15 protein-coding genes are annotated in these 16031 nt (G+C 72.8%); 9 read left to right on the top strand and 6 right to left on the bottom strand.

The annotated features are described in order from the left end of the window. Positions 1-53: 53 nt before the first annotated feature. Together phaR and LOK46_RS27460 are read left to right on the top strand one after the other, a co-directional pair. Complete coding sequence (phaR, locus tag LOK46_RS27465) at positions 54-650, top strand: polyhydroxyalkanoate synthesis repressor PhaR (protein WP_273561483.1); 597 nt, start codon at positions 54-56, stop codon at positions 648-650. Positions 651-743: 93 nt separating this feature from the next. Beyond that, positions 744-1058, top strand: coding sequence for a hypothetical protein (locus tag LOK46_RS27460; protein WP_273561482.1), 315 nt, complete (start codon positions 744-746; stop codon positions 1056-1058). 19 nt (positions 1059-1077) lie between these two features. On the opposite strand, the gene rpmF is transcribed toward LOK46_RS27460, so the two are convergent. Next, positions 1078-1266, bottom strand: coding sequence for a 50S ribosomal protein L32 (rpmF, locus tag LOK46_RS27455; RefSeq protein ID WP_003601373.1), 189 nt, complete (start codon positions 1264-1266; stop codon positions 1078-1080). A 225-nt stretch (positions 1267-1491) separates the two neighbouring features. Here rpmF and LOK46_RS27450 point away from each other — a divergent pair, with 225 nt between their 5' ends. Then, positions 1492-1851 carry a helix-hairpin-helix domain-containing protein gene (locus tag LOK46_RS27450; protein WP_273561481.1) on the top strand — a complete coding sequence of 120 codons (360 nt, stop codon included), beginning with the start codon at positions 1492-1494 and terminating at the stop codon, positions 1849-1851. 3 nt (positions 1852-1854) lie between these two features. On the opposite strand, the gene LOK46_RS27445 is transcribed toward LOK46_RS27450, so the two are convergent. Together LOK46_RS27445 and LOK46_RS27440 are read right to left on the bottom strand one after the other, a co-directional pair. Beyond that, the gene (locus LOK46_RS27445; protein ID WP_273561480.1) at positions 1855-2565 is read right to left on the bottom strand and encodes a hypothetical protein; all 711 of its coding nucleotides are present in this window, start codon (positions 2563-2565) and stop codon (positions 1855-1857) included. Next, positions 2562-2864: a hypothetical protein gene (locus tag LOK46_RS27440; protein WP_273561479.1), complete on the bottom strand. Its 303-nt coding sequence runs from the start codon at positions 2862-2864 to the stop codon at positions 2562-2564. Before LOK46_RS27440 ends, LOK46_RS27445 begins: the two co-directional genes overlap by 4 nt. 162 nt (positions 2865-3026) lie before the next feature. On the opposite strand from LOK46_RS27440, the gene LOK46_RS27435 reads away from it, so the two are divergent. Then, positions 3027-5906, top strand: coding sequence for a phosphoenolpyruvate carboxylase (locus tag LOK46_RS27435; RefSeq protein ID WP_273561478.1), 2880 nt, complete (start codon positions 3027-3029; stop codon positions 5904-5906). A gap of 33 nt (positions 5907-5939) precedes the next feature. Here the strand turns inward: LOK46_RS27435 and LOK46_RS27430 are convergent, their stop codons facing one another. After that, entirely contained in the window at positions 5940-6395 is a 456-nt protein-coding gene (locus tag LOK46_RS27430) for an NfeD family protein (protein ID WP_273561477.1), read from the bottom strand. Between the two features lie 5 nt (positions 6396-6400). Then, complete coding sequence (locus LOK46_RS27425; protein WP_273561476.1) at positions 6401-7381, bottom strand: SPFH domain-containing protein; 981 nt, start codon at positions 7379-7381, stop codon at positions 6401-6403. A gap of 328 nt (positions 7382-7709) precedes the next feature. On the opposite strand from LOK46_RS27425, the gene LOK46_RS27420 reads away from it, so the two are divergent. The 3 genes from LOK46_RS27420 (at position 7710) to LOK46_RS27410 (ending at position 11037) form a co-directional block, all read left to right on the top strand. Further along, on the top strand, positions 7710-8804 hold the full coding sequence (locus LOK46_RS27420) for a glycosyltransferase family 4 protein (protein WP_273561475.1): 1095 nt from the start codon (positions 7710-7712) through the stop codon (positions 8802-8804). A gap of 107 nt (positions 8805-8911) precedes the next feature. After that, the gene (locus LOK46_RS27415) at positions 8912-10006 is read left to right on the top strand and encodes a glycosyltransferase (protein ID WP_273561474.1); all 1095 of its coding nucleotides are present in this window, start codon (positions 8912-8914) and stop codon (positions 10004-10006) included. Next, the gene (locus tag LOK46_RS27410) at positions 10003-11037 is read left to right on the top strand and encodes a glycosyltransferase (RefSeq protein ID WP_273561473.1); all 1035 of its coding nucleotides are present in this window, start codon (positions 10003-10005) and stop codon (positions 11035-11037) included. Before LOK46_RS27415 ends, LOK46_RS27410 begins: the two co-directional genes overlap by 4 nt. Positions 11038-11114: 77 nt before the next feature. Here the strand turns inward: LOK46_RS27410 and LOK46_RS27405 are convergent, their stop codons facing one another. Then, positions 11115-11297: a hypothetical protein gene (locus tag LOK46_RS27405; protein WP_273561472.1), complete on the bottom strand. Its 183-nt coding sequence runs from the start codon at positions 11295-11297 to the stop codon at positions 11115-11117. 177 nt (positions 11298-11474) lie between these two features. Between LOK46_RS27405 and LOK46_RS27400 the strand changes: the two genes are divergently transcribed. Together LOK46_RS27400 and LOK46_RS27395 are read left to right on the top strand one after the other, a co-directional pair. Further along, entirely contained in the window at positions 11475-12758 is a 1284-nt protein-coding gene (locus tag LOK46_RS27400; protein ID WP_273561471.1) for an efflux RND transporter periplasmic adaptor subunit, read from the top strand. Positions 12759-12779: 21 nt separating this feature from the next. Then, the gene (locus LOK46_RS27395) at positions 12780-15911 is read left to right on the top strand and encodes an efflux RND transporter permease subunit (RefSeq protein ID WP_273561470.1); all 3132 of its coding nucleotides are present in this window, start codon (positions 12780-12782) and stop codon (positions 15909-15911) included. The last annotated feature ends 120 nt before the right edge of the window (positions 15912-16031 follow it).

The raw sequence follows: 16031 nt of genomic DNA, 5'->3' as shown, positions 1-16031 counted from the left end.
GCACCGCGCGTCTGCAACGCCCCCCGGTCCCGAGTCCAGAAAGGCCGTTCCCGATGGCGGATACCGTCAAGGCCACCCAGACCGTCATCAAGAAGTACGCCAACCGGCGCCTCTACCACACCGGCACCTCGACCTACGTGACGCTGGAAGACCTCGCCACGATGGTCCAGAACGGCGAGGATTTCGTCGTCTACGACGCGCGCACCGGCGACGACATCACCCGCTCGGTCCTCACGCAGATCATCTTCGAGCAGGAGAACAAGGCCGGCGCCGAGAACCTGCTCCCGGTGGCGTTCCTGCGCCAGCTGATCCGCTTCTACGGCGACAGCATGCGCACGATGGTGCCGAGCTTCCTCGAGTTCTCGATGGCGAACTTCGCCAAGGACCAGGACGGCCTGCGCGAGAAGTTCGCCCAGAGCTTCGGCCCGTCGGCGTTCCAGAACGCCATCGAGCAGCAGGTGCGCACCAACATGAACTTCTTCGGCGACGCCATGAAGATGTTCACGGGCTTCGCGCCGCCCGCGCCCGGAGCCCAGCCGACGGCGCCGGCCGCGCCTCAGTCCGCACCCTACGGGGGCGGCGAGCTGGACGATCTCAAGCGCCAGATGCTGGAGATGCAGCAGCGCCTGGAGGCGCTCGCGAAAAAGTAATTCGGCCGGACCGACCGGACGAAGGGTTGACGATCGGTAAACGTCGGCCCCACCTTTGCGACACGGGCACGGAAACGTGCGGAGAATGTGCGCATGGTGCGTATCGGAACAGTCAGCCGTCTCGGCCCGACACAGGTCCGCTCCACCCGGCGCGCGCCGGTCCCGGACGCGGACGCCTCCCCCGAGACGGCGCGGACGGAGGTCCAGGCGCTCGCCCTGATCGACGGGGGCCGGTCCGATGAGCCCCCCGCCCCCCGGACAGCAGAACGCGCGGCCGCGGGGAGACCCCGCGCCGGCTTCATCGCGCAATTGCTGACGGCCGACGACCCGACGCTGCTACCGTCGCGTCTGGAACGGACCCGGATGGCCGCCGCGCGCTACGCGGAGGCCGCGCGGCGCCTCGCCTGAGGCGCCGCGCTCGCGAGGCTCAGGCCTCGGCGGACTTCACCTTCAGGACCTGACGGCCGCGGTACATGCCGGTCTTCAGGTCGATGTGGTGCGGGCGGCGCAGCTCGCCGGAATCCTTGTCCTCGACGTAGGTCGGCGCCTTGAGCGCGTCGGCCGAGCGGCGCATGCCGCGGCGGGAGGGGGAGGTCTTTCGCTTCGGAACGGCCATGGCTGGATCCTTCGTGACGCCGCGGACAAAGCGGCGCGCGGGCGGCTCCCCGATCGAGGATCGCCACGCACACCGCGGGATACGGATGAGGTCGGGCTTATAGCTCCGGCGCCGGCCCGTGACTAGGGGTGCCGGACCACAACCGTTAAGGGCGGGTTCAAGCGGAGCGGCGCAGATCTGGCGGGACGGCACCGCGGTGCGGGCCGCGCCTCTCGGGAGAACGCCATGGCCTCCTCCACCAAGACCCTCGCCCTCCTCGCCCTCCTGTCGAGCCTCGCCGCCGCCCCCGCGCTGGCGCAGGCGCCCCAGGCGCCGACGACCGCGGCACCGACGGCCCCCGCGAAGCCCGCAGCCCCGAGCGCGCCGGTTGCCGGATCACCGAACGCCGCCAAGGGGGCGCTCATCGACCTCAACAGCGCCAGCACCGAGGAGCTCGACGCGCTGCCCGGCATCGGCGCGGCGCGCGCGGCCGCGATCATCAAGGGGCGGCCGTATCGCGGGAAGGACGATCTCGTCTCCAAGAAGGTCATCCCGCAGAACGTTTACGACGGCATCAAGGACAAGGTCATCGCCAAGCAGAAGTAGCCGCTACTCGGCGATCGCCCCCTGGGGCATGGAGAAGCCGGGGGGCGTCTTCGGGGCCGCGGCGGCCTTCGGGGCCGCGTGGCGGGGCGCCTTCTTGCGGGCCTCGGCCTTCGGCTCCTTCGGCGCCTTGACGGCGGGCGGCACCTCGCAGGCGCGGAACGTGAGCTGCGCCAGGGGCGTCCCCTCCTCGGTGACGATCGCGATCGGATCGGGGAAGGTCGGCAGCGTCGGCTCCCAGTGGATCGGGCTGCCCAGCATCGCCTCGACGCCCGACGCGGCGCCGCCGCGCCGCAGCGTCGTGAAGTCCGGCCCGTAGGCGGTGGCGACCTTGCCGGCGATCACGACTTGGAGAACCTCGTTCACCTCGGTCGTCAGCGGCCTGAGCGGGTTCGTCGTGCGGACCTGCCCGGCCCGCGTGATCACCATCTTGAACCCCTTGGCGCTCTCGAACCGCGCCGCCTGGGTCCCACAGGGCTGCTCGAGGGTCGGCCCGGCGGCCGGCGTGGGGCTCGCCGCCTGAGGAGCGGTCTGGGCGGACGCGGCCGGCTGCGCCGTCGCCGCGGGAGCGGCCGGTCCAGGCGCGCCTTGCGCAGGCGCAGTGTCCGCCGGAGCGGCCGGCTTGCCGGCGGGCGCCGCCGGAACGCCGTGCATCATCGACAGGCAGAGAGGTCCGGCGAGCAGCAGCCCGGCCCCCCCCCGTGGATATGACCTCATCGCGCGGCTCCCGGCGGATTCCCGCGAAGCGCCCCGTTGCCTTGTGTCCGGTCGAGGGCCCGGATCGGCTCCAATTCAATCGCTTCCAGATCGAGCACCCGTGGGTCGAGCACCTGTGCGCTGCGGTCGATCGGGCTCTTGCGCGGTCCGACCGAACCGATGAGCAGGTCCTCGTCCTCGATGTCGAGTTCGGAACCCATGCGCAGGGGCTCGCGCCGGCCGCGCGCGGCCATCGCGGCGACCGCGACGATGGCGACGGCGAAGACCAGAATAGCCAGGATGATGAACAGGCGCTCCATCAGGAGGCCAGCTCTAACCTGCGGTTCAGGCCACCGCCACCCCATCCAGGCGTCGATGTCTCCCGGCTGTGTCGCGGCCGTGTCCCCGATCACGCGCGGAACGCTCCTTGCGTGGGCCGTTGGACCGGGTAGATGCGGGCAGACCGGAGCCGGGACCGACCGATGCAGCACGAGCCGAGCCGCGAGCCCGAGGAACTGGAGGCGCACCTCCTCGGACTGATCGAGGCCGCCCGGGATCAGGCCCGGGAGGACCCGTTCCGCAACCCCGTCCTGGCGGTGACCCTGGCGATCACCCGGCGCTTCGACCGGAACGAGATCTCGGCCGGCGACCTGGACGGGCTGTTCGTGCGCCTGCGCGGCTCGGCCCTGGCGGCGCGGGCGGAACGGCTGCGGGGCTACGTCGGACTCGATGCCGGCCCGGAGGATCCGCAGGCGGGAATCCCTGCGCGGCTCGTGGCGGCGGCCCCCGACCGGCCGGACAGCGTCGAGACCTTCGCGGCCCTGATCCACCGCACCGCCTTCGCGGTGGTGTTCACCGCCCACCCCACCTTCGGCATGCCCCGGGCCGTGGCCGGCCTCCTCGCCGAGGCCGCGAGCCTGCCCGACGCCAGGGACCGCGCCGGGCTGATCGCGCGCGCGGCGGCCCTGTCGACCCGGCCGGACGCGCCGATCACCCTGGACGTCGAGTTCGAGCAGGCCTGCGCGGCGGCCAACAACGGCCGGCTCGCCCTCGACGCCTTCAACGGCGCCCTGCTCGACGCCGCCCGCGCCCGCTGGCCGGACCGCTGGACGGAGCTGACGCCCCGCCCCTTCGCCATCGCCAGCTGGGTCGGCTGCGACACCGACGGGCGGACCGATATCGGCTGGTGGGACACCCTGCGCTACCGGCTGATCTCGAAGCGCATGCAGTTCGACCGGGTGATGCGCGACCTGCCCGAGATCCCCGCCTGCCGCGAGGTCCGGTCGCTCGCCGAGAACGCCTTGGCGGCGGTGAACCGCCAGCTCACCGTGGCGCCGCGCCTGGGCGACCAGCCGTCTCTCGAGGCGGTGCACCGCTTCGCCCTGGCGCTCATCATCGAGCGCGAACGCGCCCAGACCGATGCCGGGACCCTCGTCGCCGCGCTGACCACGGCCCTCGAGACCGCCGCCGACGCGGCCGACCAGCGCCGGATCGCCGTCCTGCGCGCGGGCGTCGCGACGCACGGCCTGTCGAACGCCCTGCCGCATTTCCGGCTGAACGCCAGCCAGATCCACAACGCGGTGCGGCGGGTGATCGACCTGGAGGGCGAGCCCACCGACGCGGCCCGGCGCCGCTCGCACCTCGCGACGATCCACACCCTGCTGAACGACGTCCGTCCTGTGGCCGTCGATTTCGGGGCGCTCGCGGCCGAGCGGGCCTCGGCGGCGCGGCTGATGATGACGATCGCCCAGATCCTCAAGCACGTGGACGGCACCCATCCGGTGCGCTTCCTCATCGCCGAGACCGAGACCGGCTACACCCTGCTCGCGGCCCTCTGGCTCGCGCGCCACTACGGCATCGCCGACAAGCTGGAGATCACGCCGCTGTTCGAGACGGCGAGCGCGCTGGAGCAGGGCATCCGGGTGCTCGACGACGCCCTGCGCAACCCGCACTGGCGCCAGTATTTGAAGCGCATCGGCCGGCTCACCGTGCAGTTCGGCTACTCGGATTCGGGCCGCTACGTCGGCCAGCTGGCGGCGACCTTCTGGATCGAGCGGCTGCGGCTGCGCATCACCGAGATGCTGGTCCAGAACGGCCTGTCCGACGTCGAGCTCGCGATCTTCGACACGCACGGCGAGTCGATTGGGCGCGGCGCTCATCCGACCTCCCTGCGCGACCGGCTCGCCTACCTCGCCCCCGAGGATGCGCGGGACCGCGCCCGGAAGGCCGGCATCCGGATCCGCCTCGAATCGAGCTTCCAGGGCACCGACGGTTACCTGCTGTACGGCACCGAGGCGCTGGCGCGCGCCAGCGTCGCCCGCATCGCCGAGCACGTCTACGCGCTCGACGTGACGGAGGAGGATTCGTTCCCGGACTACGCCCTGAACGACCGGCCCAAGGCCTCCGACGGCAAGGTCGATCCGATCTACGCCGAGCCGGATTTCGCCCTCGAGTTCTTCACCGCTGCCCGCCAGGACATGGAGGCGCTGGTCGACGACCCGGGCTACGCGGCGCTCCTCGGCACCTTCGGCCCGAGCCTGATCGACCGGACCGGGTCGCGCCCGGTGGCGCGCCAGACCGACAATGGCGGCCCGGCGCGGATCACCCATCCGCGCCAGATGCGGGCGATCCCCAACAACGCGATCCTGCACCAGCTCGGCTTCCTGGCGAACTCCCTCCACGGGATCGGCCGGGCGGCCCAGCGCGGCCCCGACCTGTTCCGCGACATGCGGCGCGATTCGGTGCGCTTCTCCCGGGCCTTCCGGCTGGTCCAGCACGCCGCCTCGGTCGGCGACCTCGACGTCCTGCGGGCCTATATCGACACCCTCGACCCGGCCGTGTGGCTGGAGCGGGCGCGGCGCACCCAGAAGGATTTCCGCCGGGACGAGCTGGTGGTGATCTCGGGCGCGCTGGAGCGCCTCGACCTCGCCCCCGCGCTGCGGAACCTGTTCGGGCGCCTGACCCGGGACTGGCTCGCCCTGAGCGCGGCCGCCCCGGACCTGCCCGCCATGTCGGCGCGGCTGACGCTGCTCCACGCCCTGCGCCTCGCGCTGATCCACCGGATCTGGTTCCTGGCGGTGCACATCCCGGGCTTCCGGCCGCAGGCGGGCATCTCCCGCGAGCAGCTGCTGGAGCGTTTCCTGCGGCTGGACATCGACGGCTGCCTGAAGCTCCTCGACGCGATCTTCCCGGTCACGCCGGATCCGACGCTGGGCCTCAACTTCGGCGAGCCGGCCGGCCCGCGCGACGTCGGCACCTACGAGTCCGAGCACGCCAACCTGTTCCTGCCGATCCGCCGGATGTTCGATCAGGTGCGGGAGATCTCGGGGATGATCCAGCACGAGGTCGGGGCGTTCGGGTAGGCGCGAAGAAGGCTCGATCGGTGGGCGAGGCCCTCAGGCCGCCTCCACCCGCAGGACCGTGCCGCCGATCCCGGTGACGCGCACCCGGCGGCCCGCCGGCAGGTCGGGCCCCTCGACCCGCCACAGCGTGTCGTCGAAGCGGATCCGGCCGGCGCCCCGCACGATCGGCTCGTCGAGCACGCCCTCGCGCCCGATCAGGCCCCGGTCGGCCCGGTTCAGGTCCGGCCCGGCGCCCTTGCCGCGCCGCTGGAGGCGCGTCGCGAGCGCCACCAGGGCGACGGCGAGACCGGCGAACAGCAGGGTCTGGCCCTGCCAGGGCATGGGCAGCGCCGCGGCGGCGAGGCCCGTCGCGACGGCGGCGAGGCCCAGCCAGATCAGGAACACGCCGGGCAGCAGGATCTCGGCACCGGCCAGCACGAGGCCGGCGATCACCCAGCTCCAGGCCGCCCCGAGGGCCCCGAGGGTCGCGGCGAGGGAATCGAGCGTCACCGGCGTCAGGCCCGCGGCGGCGCGACGTTCGGCGGGCTCCCCGCGCGCCGGGGCGCCGCGGCGCCGTCGCCGAAGACCGAGCGGGTGAGCTCGCCGATGCCGCCGAGGGTGCCGGCCAGGGCCGCCGCCTCGATCGGGACCACCACGACGCGCTGGTTCGGCGCGGTGGCGATCGCCCGCACCGCGTCGACGTACTTCTCGGCCACGAGGAAGTTCGCCGCCGCGATGTCGCCCTCGGCGATCGCCCGGCTGACCATGCCGGTCGCCGCCGCCTCGGCCTCGGCGGAGCGCTCCCGCGCCTCCGCGTCGCGGAAGGCGGCCTCGCGCCGGCCCTCCGCCTCGAGGATCGCCGACTGCTTGCGCCCCTCGGCCCGCAGGATCTCGGCGGCGCGCTGCCCCTCTGCCTCCAGGATCGAGGCGCGCTTCTCGCGCTCGGCCTTCATCTGGCGGGCCATGGCCCCGGCGAGATCGGCCGGGAGCACGATGTCCTTGATCTCGATCCGGTTGATCTTGACGCCCCAGGGCGAGGCCGCCGCGTCCATCACCCGGAGCAGGCGCTCGTTGATCTCGTCGCGGTGGGCGAGGAGCTGGTCGAGATCCATCGAGCCGACCACGGTGCGGATGTTGGTCATGGTCAGGGTCGTGGCGGCGAGGTCGAGGCTCGAGACCTCGTAGGAGGCGCGCGCCGCGTCGAGGACTTGGTAGAACACCACGGCGTCGATGGTGACGCCGGCGTTGTCGCGGGTGAAGGCCTGCTGGCTCGGCACGTCGATGACCTGCTCCATCACGTTGACCTTGCGGCCGACGCGCTCGACGAAGGGCGTGATCAGGCCGAGGCCGGCGTCGAGGGTGCGGGCGTAGCGGCCGAAGCGCTCCACCGTGTAGACGTAGCCCTGGGGCACGATCTTCACGCCCGCGGCCAGGGTGATGATCGCCAGCGCCGCCACGCCCACGGCGAACACGCTCAGCCCGAACGGAAGCCCCATCGACACCCCTCCCCTGACGACGCCACGGCCGGCGCGGCCGCGCAGCCTAACAGGCCGCTCCCGGCTCCGCGACCGCGGGCCTCAGGGGCATCCCGGGGGCGCCGCGCCGCGGCGTGAACGGCCACCCACGGATCTCGATCATCAATGGTTCAGGCCGCCGCGCTTAGGAAGCCGGCAAGCGTCGCGTCCGTCGTCGCTCAGACCCCGTCAACGCAACGCTTGTTGAAGAAATATTCGGCATGATCCCCGCCACCCTCGCCGCGGAAAGAAGTCCTTTCGCGCCGCTGCGGGCGGCAGAAATCCCCACCCAACCGGACTCGGTGCGCGCGTGAAGATCGCTGTCCTCGCACATCTGAAATACCCGATCGGCCAGCCCTATGCCGGCGGCCTGGAGATGCACACGCATCTCCTGACCGTCGCGCTGAAGCGGCACGGGCACGACGTCACGCTGTTCGCCAGCCGCGGGTCCGACCCGACGCTCGACCCGGTGATGCTGTGCGATCCCACCGGGGACGCGCTCCTCGATCCGGAGCGCGAGGAGGCGATCGACCGGGCCGAGCACGATGCCTACCGGCGCATGATGGAGATGGTCGCGGCCGGCGGGTTCGATCTCGTCCACAACAACTCGCTGCACGCCCTGCCGCTGTGCGAGAGCACGCGCCTCGGCCTGCCCTGGGTGACCGTGCTGCACACGCCGCCCTTCGAGTCCCTGGTCGGCGGCGTGGTCCAGGCCGATCCCGACATGGCCTTCCTGGCGGTCTCGCCGTCCCTGGCGCAGGAATGGGCGCATCTCGTGCCCGGCGCCCAGGTGGTCGACAACGGCGTGGACCTCTCGACCTTCGCGTTCTCGGACGCTGCCGACGATCCGCCCTTCGCCTTCTGGTCGGGCCGGATCGTGCCCGAGAAGGGGCTGCACCTGGCGATCGACGCGGCCCGCGCCGCCGGGCTGCCGCTGACCTTCGCGGGTCCCAAGCTCAATCCCGGCTACTGGGCCGCCGAGATCGCCCCGCGCCTCGGTCCGGACCTGACGCATCTCGGTCATCTCTCCCACCGGGACCTCGCCCACCATCTCGGCCGGGCCCGCGTGGCGATCGTCTCGCCGCGCTGGGAGGAGCCCTTCGGCCTCGTCGTGGCGGAGGCGCTCGCCTGCGGCACCCCGGTGGCGGCGTTCCGCCGCGGCGCCATGCCCAACATCCTGGACGCGTCCTGCGGCCGCCTCGGGCGCCCGGACGATCCGCAGGATCTCTCGGTGGCGATCCGGGAAGCCGCCGGCCTGTCGCGCCGGGCCTGCCGCGACCGCGCCGAGGCGCTCTACGACGCTGCCGCCATGACCGGGCGCTACCTTGAAGCCTACGACTCCGTGATCGCGCGCTGCGCCGAGCGGGCGCGGCCGGCCCTGCGCGTCGCCGGAGGACGCGGCTGAACGGCGCGGATCCGCGCGCCGCAATCCGCACCCGAGCCCGGAGCCCGGCGGCACGACGGGCCGCCCCCGACCTCCGCGGTGCACGAGGGTGCCACGGGAGACCTGCCATGATCACCGACGCCGACCACCCGGCCCCACCGCCCTGCGTCGTCTGCATCCCCGCCCGGAACGAGGCCGAGCGCCTGCCCCGCCTGCTCGCGTCCCTGGCCGCGCAGAACGGCGTCTCGGCGCGGGCGCCCCTGCGCGTCGTGGTGCTGGCCAACAACTGCACGGACGGGACCGTCCAGGCGGTGCGGGACGTCGAGGCCTCGGGCATCCTCGCGACGCTGACCCTCCGGCTGATCGCGGTCGAGCTCGGCGGCGCGGACGCCCATGTCGGCACGGCCCGGCGCATGGCGCTCGATGCCGGGGCCGACTGGCTGGAGGCCGACGGTGAGCCGGACGGCGTCCTCCTGACCACCGACGCGGATGCCCGCCTGCCGGCCGAGTGGGTCGCGGCCAATCTCCGCGCTCTCGAGTCCGCGGACATCGTCGGCGGCCGGCTGGTGATCGACGACGACGGCACGCCGGACCCCGCCCTGACGGACCTGCACGCGCGCATCGAGCGCTACTGGTCCGGCGTCCGACGCCTGGAGGACCTGCTCGACCCGCCGCCCTACGATCCCGCCCCCCGCCACGGCGACCATACCGGCGCGAGCCTCGCCGTGCCCGCGATCCTGTACCGGGCGGTGGGTGGGCTGCCGGCGCTGCCCTGCGGCGAGGACAACGCCCTCGTCGGGCTGCTGCGCGCCAACGGTGCGCGCCTGCGCCACTGCCCGGACGTGCAGGTTCTGGTCTCGGCCCGCCACCAGGGTCGGGTCTCGGGCGGGATGGCCACCGAGATGCTGCGCCGGACCCGAGTCCTCGACGGGGAGGCCTACCTGCTGCCGGAGGCCGCCCACTGGCGGGCGCTGATCCTGCGCCGCGCGGCCCTGCGCCGAGCCTTCCACCTCGACCCGCAGGCCCGCGCCGCGGCCTGCGCGCGGCTCGGTCTCGACGCTGACGACCTCGCCGCCGTCGGGGCCTGCCCGAACGACATCGCCTTCGTGGAGCGGGCCGACCGGATCCTCGAATCGCGCAGCCCGCCGGCGCGGGACTGCGCCCTCGACCAGGCGGTCGCCGATCTCGACGCCCTCGCGTCGTCCCTGAGGGACGCCGCGTGACCCGCGGCATCGGCTGGTACGTCCATCACCAGGGCGCCGGCCATCTCCAGCGGGCCCGGGCCGTCGCCGGTGCCCTGAACCGGCCCTGCACGATCCTCGGGACCCTCGCCGGGTTCGACACCGCCGGCCTCGACACCGTCGACCTGCCCGACGACCGCCCCCTCGGCGACGCGGCCTTCGACGGCCAGGACCGCGCGACCGAGCGGCCCGAGGCCCTGCACTACGCGCCGCTCCATCATCCGGGCGTTCGCGCGCGGACGGCGCGCATCGCCGCCTGGGCGGAGCGGGCCGACCCTGCCCTCCTGGTCGTCGACGTCTCAGTGGAGGTGGCGCTCCTGGCGCGCCTCCTGTCGGTGCCGACCCTGGTGGTGCGGCTCGCGGGGACCCGGACTGACCGGCCGCATCTGGAGGCGTTCCGCGGCGCGACACGGCTGCTCGCCCCCTTCCCGGCGGCGCTCGACGGCGCGGCCGTGCCGGACTGGGTGCGGGCCAAGACGCTCTACGCGGGGTTCCTCGGCGCGCCGGCGCAGGGTCCGGCCGTGGCGGGACGCGAGATCGTGGTGGTGTTCGGCCGCGGCGGCGCGGGCGGCAGCCTCGCGGAGCTCGCCGCGGCGGCGCGGGCGGTGCCGGACCGGCCGTGGCACGTCCTGGGGCCGGTCTCCGGCTCGGGCCACGCCCCCGACAACCTGCACCTGCACGGCTGGGTCCCCGACGTCGAGGCGCGGGTCGCCCGGGCGGCGCTGCTGGTGGGGGGCGGCGGCGACGGCGTCGTCGCCCTGGCCGCCGCGCAGGGGAAGCGCTTCCTCTGCCTGCCGGAGGAGCGGGCCTACGGCGAGCAGACCGAGAAGGCCGAGGCGCTGGCCCGGCTCGGCGCCGCGATCGTGCATCCCGGCTGGCCCTCGTCCGCGGCCTGGCCGAGCCTGATCGCGGCGGGCCTCGCCCTCGACCCCGCGGTGATCGGCGGCCTGCACGACCCGGACGCGATCCGGACCTGCGCCGCGACGATCGAGGACCTCGTTCGGAGCCTCTGAGCGGCCGGCCAGCGACGATCCGAACGAAGCCTGCGCCGGAACGGGATCCGCTCCGGCGCAGGTGCGTCAATCCGAACTCAGGAGATCAGGTCGAGCTTCGCCGCCTCGATCCCGTCGGCGCGGATCGTGTCCGGCAGGGACGAGAAGTCGCGATAGCCTGCCTCGCGCGCCATGGCGTCGAGGGCCGTCTGCTCGTCGGCTGCCGCTCCAGTCCAGAGCACCACGCCGCTCTTCTTCTGTCTAATCTGGAAAATGCTCATCGATCCCTCCCCGGTCCCGAGAAGACCATCGGTCTATTAACGTCGCTATTCGTGGCTGGTTGCAGGTCGATCGTCGTCGACCACCGCGCTCCGGTCGCCCCGACGACCTGCGGCGTGAGGCCGGGCGACGGCCCCGCCCGATGGCGCTATGCTCGGCCTCCGCCAGAGTGGCTCGCCATGAAAACGCCGACCTGCCCAGCGAGGGAGAGGCCGTACCCGTCCAGCGCCGCTTGCGAGGCCCCCGTCGTGAACTCCGTCCGTTGGCGCGCGTCTCGCCTCAGTCTTCTGTGCGGGCTCGCGATCCTCGCGGCGGCGCCGGCCCGGGCCGTCGAGACCGCCGCCGTTCCCGACGCCGCCGCCATCGCGCCCGCGGTCACCGTCGTGCCGGCCGAGAGCCGCGAGATCGTCGAGCGGGCCGTCGTCACCGGCACGCTGGTCCCCCGGGACGAGATCCTCGTCTCCCCGGAGGTCGAGGGCCTGCGCATCACTGATCTCCTCGTCGAGGAGGGCGACCGCGTCACCAAGGGACAGGTGCTCGCCAAGCTGTCGCTGGAGATGATCGTCACCCAGGAGGCCTCGAACGCGGCGGCGATCGCTCGCGCCGAGGCGGCCATCGTCCAGGCACAGAGCCAGATCGTCCAGGCGGAGGCCGCCAACCTGGAGGCCAAGCAGGCGCTCGAGCGGGCGCAGGCGCTCGCCAAGACAGGCAACGCCACCGCGGCCGTGCTGGAGCAGCGCGTCTCGGCGGCCCAGGGGGCCGAGGGCCGCGTCGCCGCCGCCAGGGGCGGCCTGCAATCGGCCCAGGCCGACCTCGCCACGGCGCGGGCCGCCGGCGCCGAGATCGCCCTGCGGCGCGCCCGCACCGACATCCGCGCCCCCGAGGCCGGGATCATCAACCGCCGCACCGCCCGGATCGGCGCCACCGCCACCGCGGTGGGCGAGCCGCTGTTCCGGCTGATCGCCCGTGGCGAGATCGAGCTGGAGGGCGAGGTGCCCGAGACGTCGCTGGCGCGCATTCACGTCGGCAATCCGGCGAGCCTCGACCTCGACGACGGCCGCCGCCTCGCCGGCAAGGTGCGCCGGGTCTACCCGGAGGTCGACCGGGCGACGCGGCTCGGCAAGGTGCGCATCCGGCTCGGCGACGATCCGGCCCTGCGCATCGGCGCCTTCGCGCGCGGCAACGTGGAGATCGCGCGCCGCACGGGCGTCGCCGTCCCGGTCTCCAGCCTTCTGTACGCGGCCGACGGCCGCGCCAGCGTGCTGGTGGTGAAGGACGGGCGCGTCGAGGCGCGGCCCGTGACCACGGGCCTCTCCGCCGAGGGCTTCACGGAACTCCGCTCCGGCGTCGCCGCCGGCGAGAGCGTCGTGGCCCGTGCCGGAAGCTTCCTGCGCGACGGCGACCGGGTGCGCCCCGTCCCGGCCCCCACCAGCACGCCGATCGCCGACGCGGCCCCGCGGTAGGACGAGTCGAAGGATCCGGCCATGCGCCTCAACGTCTCCGCCTGGGCGATCCGCAAGCCCCTGCCCTCGGTGGTCCTGTTCCTAGTCCTGATGATCCTCGGGCTGGTGAGCTTCCGCGCGCTGCCGATCACCCGGTTCCCCAATATCGACATCCCGATCGTCTCGGTGACGATCACCCAGTCGGGGGCCGCGCCCGCGGAGCTTCAGACCCAGGTCACCAAGTGGGTCGAGGATTCGGTCGCCGGCGTGAAGGGCGTCAAGCACATCCTCTCGACGATAACCGAGGGCACCTCCACCACCACGATCGAGTTCCGCCTGGAGGTGAACCAGGATCGGGCGACGAACGACGTCAAGGACGCCATCGCCAAGATCCGGCAGAACCTGCCGCGCACCATCGACGAGCCGATCGTCTCGCGCGTGGAGATCGCCGGCCTGCCGATCATGGTCTACGGCGCCTCAGCGCCGGCCATGACGCCCGAGGACCTGTCGTGGTTCGTGGACGACGTCGTCGCCCGCGGGCTCCAGAGCGTGAAGGGCGTCGGCGGCGTCGAGCGCCTCGGCGGCGTCGCCCGCGAGATCCGCGTCACCCTGAAGCCCGACCGGCTGCTGGCGCTGGGCATCACCGCCGCGGACGTGAACCGGCAGCTGCGCCTGACCTCGGCCGACATGGCCGGCGGCCGGGCCGAGGTCGGTGGCCAGGAGCAGTCGATCCGGGCGCTCGCCGCCTCGGCGAGCCTCGACACGCTGGCCAAGACCTCCATCGTGGTGCCGGGCAACCGCAAGGTCCGCCTCGACGAGCTCGCGACCCTGTCGGACACCGCCGAGGAGCCCCGCACCTTCGCGCGCTTCAACGGCGAGCCGGTGGTCGCCTTCGCGATCTCCCGCGCCAGCGGCGCCAGCGACGCCGACGTGTCGGTGGGCGTGGCCAAGAAGATCGCGGCGCTGCACGCGGCCAATCCCAACGTGCGGTTCGACCTGATCGACACCAGCGTCGTCAACACGATCGGCAACTACCACTCCGCCATGATGGGCCTGATCGAGGGTGCCCTCCTCGCCGTCGTGGTGGTGCTGCTGTTCCTGCGCGACTGGCGCGCGACCCTGATCGCCGCGGTGGCGCTGCCCCTCTCCGTGCTGCCGACCTTCTGGGTGATGAGCGCGCTGGGCTTCTCGCTCAACGCCGTCAGCCTGCTGGCGATCACGCTGGTCACCGGCATCCTGGTGGACGACGCGATCGTGGAGATCGAGAACATCGTCCGGCACATGCGGATGGGGAAATCGCCCTACCGCGCGTCCCTCGAGGCCGCCGACGAGATTGGGCTCGCGGTCATCGCCATCACGGCGACGATCATCGCGATCTTCTCGCCCGTGTCGTTCATGGGCGGCATCGCCGGCCAGTACTTCAAGCAGTTCGGCCTGACCATCGCGGCGGCGGTGTTCATGTCGCTGCTCGTGGCGCGCCTGATCACGCCGCTGCTCGCCGCCTACTTCCTGCGCGACCACGGGCCGGACCACGAGCGGGACGGCGTCATCATGCGCGGCTACACCCGCCTCGTGGCCTGGTCGGTCCGGCACAAGTTCATCACGCTGGTGCTCGGCATCGCGTGCTTCGCCGGCTCCATCGCCTCCACCGGCCTGCTGCCCGCGGGCTTCCTGCCGGCGGAGGACCAAGCCCGCACCCTGTTCGTGGTCGAGCTGCCGCCCGGCGCCCGGCTCCAGGACACGGTCCGCGTCACCGACCGCATCGAGGAGAAGATCCGCGCGCTGCCCGAGGTGAAGAGCGTGTTCGTGGACGGCGGCCGCCAGCTGCCGGCCAAGAAGGAGGTGCGGCTCGCGAGCCTCACCATCAACCTCACGCCGAAGAACAGCCGCGACAAGACCCAGAAGCAGATCGACGCCGAGGTCGCGGCGATCCTCCGGGAGGAGCCGGACCTGCGCTTCTGGGCCCTGCGCGAGGGCGGTCAGCGCGACCTCGCGCTGATCATCGCCGGCCCCGACAAGGCCGTGGTCGCCGAGACGGCGGCCAAGCTCCAGCGCGAGGCCCAGCAGGTCCCGCACCTCGTCAACGTCATGTCGACGGCGCCCCTCGACCGGACCGAGGTCCGGATCCGGCCGAAGCCCGCCGTGGCGGCCGACCTCGGCGTCAGCACCGACACCATCGCCGAGACCGTGCGGGTCGGGACGATCGGCGACATCGGCATGAATCTCGCCAAGTTCAACGCCACCGACCGGCAGATCCCGATCCGCGTGCAGCTCCCCGAGAGCGTCCGCGGGCGGCTCTCCGACCTCGAGACCCTGAAGGTCCCGGTGAAGGGCGGGACCGCCGTTCCGCTCGCGACCGTCGCCGATATCAGCCTCGGCCAGGGCCCGACCGGCATCGACCGCTACGACCGTTCCGTGCGCGTGGCGCTCGAGGGCGACATGCAGGGCACCGACGCGCTCGCCGAGCTGATCAGCCAGGTGATGAACCTGCCGACCGCCAAGAACCTGCCGCCCGGGGTCACGATCAGCCAGACCGGCGACGCCGAGGTGATGGGCGAGGTCTTCGAGGGCTTCGCGCTGGCCATGGGCGCCGGCCTGATGATGGTCTTCGGCGTGCTGATCCTGCTGTTCGGCAACTTCCTGCAGCCGCTGACCATCCTGTTCTCGCTGCCGCTCTCCATCGGCGGCGCAATCCTGGCGCTCCTGATCTGCCACATGCCGATCTCGATGCCGGTGGTGATCGGCATCCTGATGCTGATGGGCGTCGTGACCAAGAACGCCATCATGCTGGTGGATTTCGCCGTGGAGCAGATCCGCGCCGGCGTCGACCGGAACGTCGCGATCGTCGATGCCGGCCGCAAGCGCGCCCGGCCGATCGTCATGACCACGATCGCCATGGCGGCCGGCATGGTCCCCTCCGCGATGGCCTACGGGATCGGCGGCGAGTTCCGCTCGCCCATGGCGGTGGCGGTGATCGGCGGCCTGATCGTCTCGACGGTGCTGTCGCTGGTCTTCGTCCCGGCGATCTTCGTGCTGATGGACGACCTCTCCCACCTGCTGAAGCGCCTGTTCGGCCGGTTCGTGGGCGAGCGCGACGACCCGGAGGACGAGGCCGCCTTCGATCCGGCCCATCCGGCCAATGACGGGCACCCGCCGCGGATCGCCGCGGAGTAGAGCCGCCAGGGAACTGAGGGGGGCCCCGGGTTCTGGGCCCCGCAGATCGGCGGCGCGGATTGCGTCGCGCGCCGCGATGGGCTGTGACTCGGCCCCGCCGAATCAACGGAGACGTAGGAA

The organism is Methylobacterium sp. NMS14P, assembly GCF_028583545.1.
Lineage (GTDB): Bacteria > Pseudomonadota > Alphaproteobacteria > Rhizobiales > Beijerinckiaceae > Methylobacterium.
Note: the sequence above shows the minus strand (reverse complement) of the source record. Positions and strands in the feature narration are given on the sequence as shown.

Bases quoted from the DNA above. Each gene is read 5' to 3' on its own strand.
- LOK46_RS27400 (WP_273561471.1), top strand. From the start codon at position 11,475: ATGAAAACGCCGACCTGCCCAGCGAGGGAGAGGCCGTACCCGTCCAGC.
- rpmF (WP_003601373.1), bottom strand. From the start codon at position 1,266: ATGGCCGTTCCGAAGCGAAAGACCTCCCCCTCCCGCCGCGGCATGCGC.
- LOK46_RS27445 (WP_273561480.1), bottom strand. From the start codon at position 2,565: ATGAGGTCATATCCACGGGGGGGGGCCGGGCTGCTGCTCGCCGGACCT.
- phaR (WP_273561483.1), top strand. From the start codon at position 54: ATGGCGGATACCGTCAAGGCCACCCAGACCGTCATCAAGAAGTACGCC.
- LOK46_RS27450 (WP_273561481.1), top strand. From the start codon at position 1,492: ATGGCCTCCTCCACCAAGACCCTCGCCCTCCTCGCCCTCCTGTCGAGC.
- LOK46_RS27405 (WP_273561472.1), bottom strand. From the start codon at position 11,297: ATGAGCATTTTCCAGATTAGACAGAAGAAGAGCGGCGTGGTGCTCTGG.
- LOK46_RS27460 (WP_273561482.1), top strand. From the start codon at position 744: ATGGTGCGTATCGGAACAGTCAGCCGTCTCGGCCCGACACAGGTCCGC.
- LOK46_RS27415 (WP_273561474.1), top strand. From the start codon at position 8,912: ATGATCACCGACGCCGACCACCCGGCCCCACCGCCCTGCGTCGTCTGC.
- LOK46_RS27435 (WP_273561478.1), top strand. From the start codon at position 3,027: ATGCAGCACGAGCCGAGCCGCGAGCCCGAGGAACTGGAGGCGCACCTC.
- LOK46_RS27440 (WP_273561479.1), bottom strand. From the start codon at position 2,864: ATGGAGCGCCTGTTCATCATCCTGGCTATTCTGGTCTTCGCCGTCGCC.
- LOK46_RS27395 (WP_273561470.1), top strand. From the start codon at position 12,780: ATGCGCCTCAACGTCTCCGCCTGGGCGATCCGCAAGCCCCTGCCCTCG.
- LOK46_RS27425 (WP_273561476.1), bottom strand. From the start codon at position 7,381: ATGGGGCTTCCGTTCGGGCTGAGCGTGTTCGCCGTGGGCGTGGCGGCG.